Source organism: Streptosporangium sp. NPDC006013 (genome assembly GCF_040614275.1).
In the GTDB taxonomy this organism is placed as follows: Bacteria; Actinomycetota; Actinomycetes; order Streptosporangiales; family Streptosporangiaceae; genus Streptosporangium.
The window spans coordinates 1-3,172 of sequence record NZ_JBEXUE010000756.1; the positions used below are offsets into that span (position 1 = coordinate 1).

A 3,172-nucleotide genomic window follows, 5' to 3' on the forward strand; every position below is an offset into this window, starting at 1 on the left:
TGTTCATCCGCCATCACGAGCGGGCCAGGAGGACCGGGGCCAAGCTCGTGCACGCCTGCGGGGCCGTGCCACGGCCACCGACCCGCCGCCGGGACTGCGCGAGCAGGTGATGACCCAGATAGATCAGGTCCGTCAGCTGCCGCCCTCCCTCATCGCGTACGCACCCGGCGCGATGAGGAAGGCCCCGTGGTGGCCCCGCCTGGCCGTCGGACTGGCCGCGGCCGGACTGGCCGCCGCCGTTTCGCTGGGTCTGGTCGCCGTCCGCGCCCAGGATCAGCTGGAGCAGATCCAGCAGCGCGACCGGCGGATCTCCGCCGTCCTGGCCGCGCCTGATGCCCGTACCCTCACCGCGACCGCGCAGCGGGGCGGCACCGCCACCGTGGTGTTCTCCCGCGCCGAGGGAGAAATGGTGTTCCTGGCCAGTGGGTTGGCCGCCCTGCCCGACAGCCGTACCTACCAGCTCTGGCAGATCGGCCCCACGGGCATCCGCTCGGCCGGGCTGATGCGCCCCGACGACTCCGGCCGTACCCCGCTCGTCGTCACCACCCCCTTCGCCGCCACCACCCAGCTCGGCGTCACCATCGAGCCCGAAGGCGGCTCGGCCCAGCCCACCACCCGGCCCCTGCTCCTGGTCGACCTGCCCGCCACCTGAGCACGACGGCGCCCCCGTACGACCACCCCGCCGACCGCCCTGGCGGGGTGGTCGTGTCGTCGGCTCGGCCCATGACGCCACCGTTCACATCGTCGACAGCGTGGCATGGGTCGGTACGCCGAACCAGTGGCATACCAGCGCCTCAACAAGCGAAATCAGGGATGGTCCACGGCCCGAAAAAATCGACCAATCCGAGGGCGGTCCGGCGACGAATACGGCGCAGGGGAGAAGAACCTGACCGGATGCCTCCCCCAGCCCTCATGGGCCGGTCACAGGCGTGACCGGCGGCCGAAAGGACCAACGAAACATGGAGCTCCGAATCAGTCGGCGCGCCCTGATCGGCATCGGCGTCGCGGGAGTACTCACCGCCTCCTCCCTCGCCCTGCTCAGAGCAGAGACCGGCGCGGCGTCCTCGCACCGCGAGGCGCCCATGATCGCGGGTGACCCGCGCAACGACAACACCGACGTGTACGCGTTCGTCAGCCCGGACAGGCCCGACACCGTCACCCTGATGGCGAACTTCATCCCGTTCGAGGAGCCGAACGGCGGGCCGAACTTCTACCAGTTCGACGCCGGGTCACGCTACAACATCAAGATCGACAGTGATGGCGACGCACAGCCCGACACCGTCTACCAGTGGACGTTCCGTGACGAGGACAGGCGCGGCACGGGCACCTTCCTGTACGACAACGGCCCTGTCACCTCGCTGAACGACAAGAACCTGCTGTTCAGGCAGCGCTACACGGTCAAGAAGATCACCCATCGAGGAACGCGGACCCTGGTCAAGGACGGCGTGGTGGCCCCGAGCAACACCGGCCCGGCCTCGATGCCCGACTACGCCTCGCTGCGCACCCAGTCGATCAAGAACCTGCCCGGCGGCGGGAAGGCGTTCGCCGGCCAGGCCGACGAGGCGTTCTTCGCCGACCTGCGGGTCTTCGACCTGCTCTACGGCGGCGACCTGTCCGAGGTCGGCCAGGACACCCTCGGGGGCTACAACGTGCACAGCCTGGCCCTGCAGGTGCCCAAGGACGAGGTCGCCCTGAAGGGCGACGCCGGCCGCAACCCGGTCATCGGCGTCTGGTCCACCGTGGACAAGTGGAGCCCCCAGGGCTACGTCCAGGTCTCCCGGCTGGGCCAGCCGCTGGTCAACGAGGTCGTGGTCCCGGCCGGACTGAAGGACGCCTTCAACGCGCTGCCCCCGCACAAGGACGCCGACGTTCCGGCCGTCGTCAAGCGCGTCACCAACCCGGAGGTGCCCAAGCTTCTTGAGGCCATCTACGGCCTCAAGGCGCCGAAGACCCCCCGGGCCGACCTGGTCGAGATCTTCCTGACCGGCATCGCCAAGGCCAACGGCCCGATCAAGGCCGACCTCAACTCGCAGAGTCTCAACAAGGACGCGGGCAGGTTGCGCCCGGCGGAGATGCTGCGGCTGAACATGGCCGTCGCGCCCACCGCGAACCCGAACCGGCTCGGCGTGCTCGCCGGCGACCTGCAGGGCTTCCCGAACGGCCGCCGCCTCGGGGACGACGTGATCGACATCGCCCTGCAGGCGATGGCCGGCGCCGCCCAGAGCGGCAAGCTCGTCGACGCGCTGGCCGCCGGCGACAAGGTGGACCGGAACGACAAGCCGTTCGGCACCCGGTTCCCCTACATCCCGCTGCCCGGCAACACATCGGTCAACGCGAGCTGATCCGACCGTGCGGGACCCGGCCTGCCCGGGTCCCGCACCCGGCCCTGGGGGTAACCACCGTGAAGACATCCGTAAGAGCACGGATCGCCGTGGGCGTGCTGGGCCTGGCGACGGCACTGACCGCGGGGGCGGCCCTGATCCCCGGCGATCGAACGCCGTCACCCGCCACCGCACCGCCCCGGCAGTCGGCCGAGATCCCGGTCTCGGCCGGCTCCCTCAAGAGCGCGATCCAGGCGCTGACCGCCCGGCTGCGGCGGCTGCCCGATGACCACCAGGCCTGGGCGCGGCTCGGCTCCGCCTACATCCAGCAGGCACGCCTGAGCGCCGACCCGTCCTTCTATCCGAAGGCCGAGCAGGCGCTGGCCCGCTCCGCCGCGCTGAGCCCCGGCAATTTCGCCGCGCTGACCGGCCAGGCAGCGCTCGCCGCCGGTCGGCACGACTTCACCGAGGCCGTACGACTGGCCAAGCTGTCACAGACCGCCAATCCCTACGGCCAAGGCGCCCAGGCGGTGCTGGCCGACGCCTACACCCAGCTCGGCCGCTACGACGAGGCCACCCGGGCGATCAGCAGGATGATGGAGTTGCGCCCCGGTGTCGCGGCCTTCACCCGGGCCTCCTACGACGCCGAACTCCGCGGGGATCGCACTACGGCACGCCGCATGCTGGAGCACGCCCTTGACGACGCCTTCTCCCCCGACGACATCGCCTACTGCCGTCACTACCTGGGCGAGCTGGCCCTGCGCTCCGGTGATCCGCGCGGCGCCACCGAGCAGTACCGCCTCGCATGGACGACCGCGGTCATGCCCAGCACCGACAGCAGTGCTCCCGGC

Annotated in this window: 3 protein-coding genes; all 3 read left to right on the forward strand. The window is 70.6% G+C overall.

Annotated features, from left to right (window positions below):
• Positions 1-94 precede the first annotated feature (94 nt).
• A complete protein-coding gene (locus ABZ260_RS49030) occupies positions 95-652 on the forward strand; it encodes an anti-sigma factor (protein WP_355632274.1) in 558 nt (185 codons plus the stop codon).
• A 307-nt stretch (positions 653-959) separates the two neighbouring features.
• Entirely contained in the window at positions 960-2,342 is a 1,383-nt protein-coding gene (locus ABZ260_RS49035) for a DUF4331 domain-containing protein (protein ID WP_355632269.1), read from the forward strand.
• Positions 2,343-2,401: 59 nt separating this feature from the next.
• Positions 2,402-3,172 (forward strand): hypothetical protein (locus tag ABZ260_RS49040; RefSeq protein WP_355632271.1); only part of this gene is annotated, 771 nt, incomplete at its 3' end.

Bases quoted from the DNA above. Each gene is read 5' to 3' on its own strand.
- ABZ260_RS49035 (WP_355632269.1), top strand. From the start codon at position 960: ATGGAGCTCCGAATCAGTCGGCGCGCCCTGATCGGCATCGGCGTCGCG.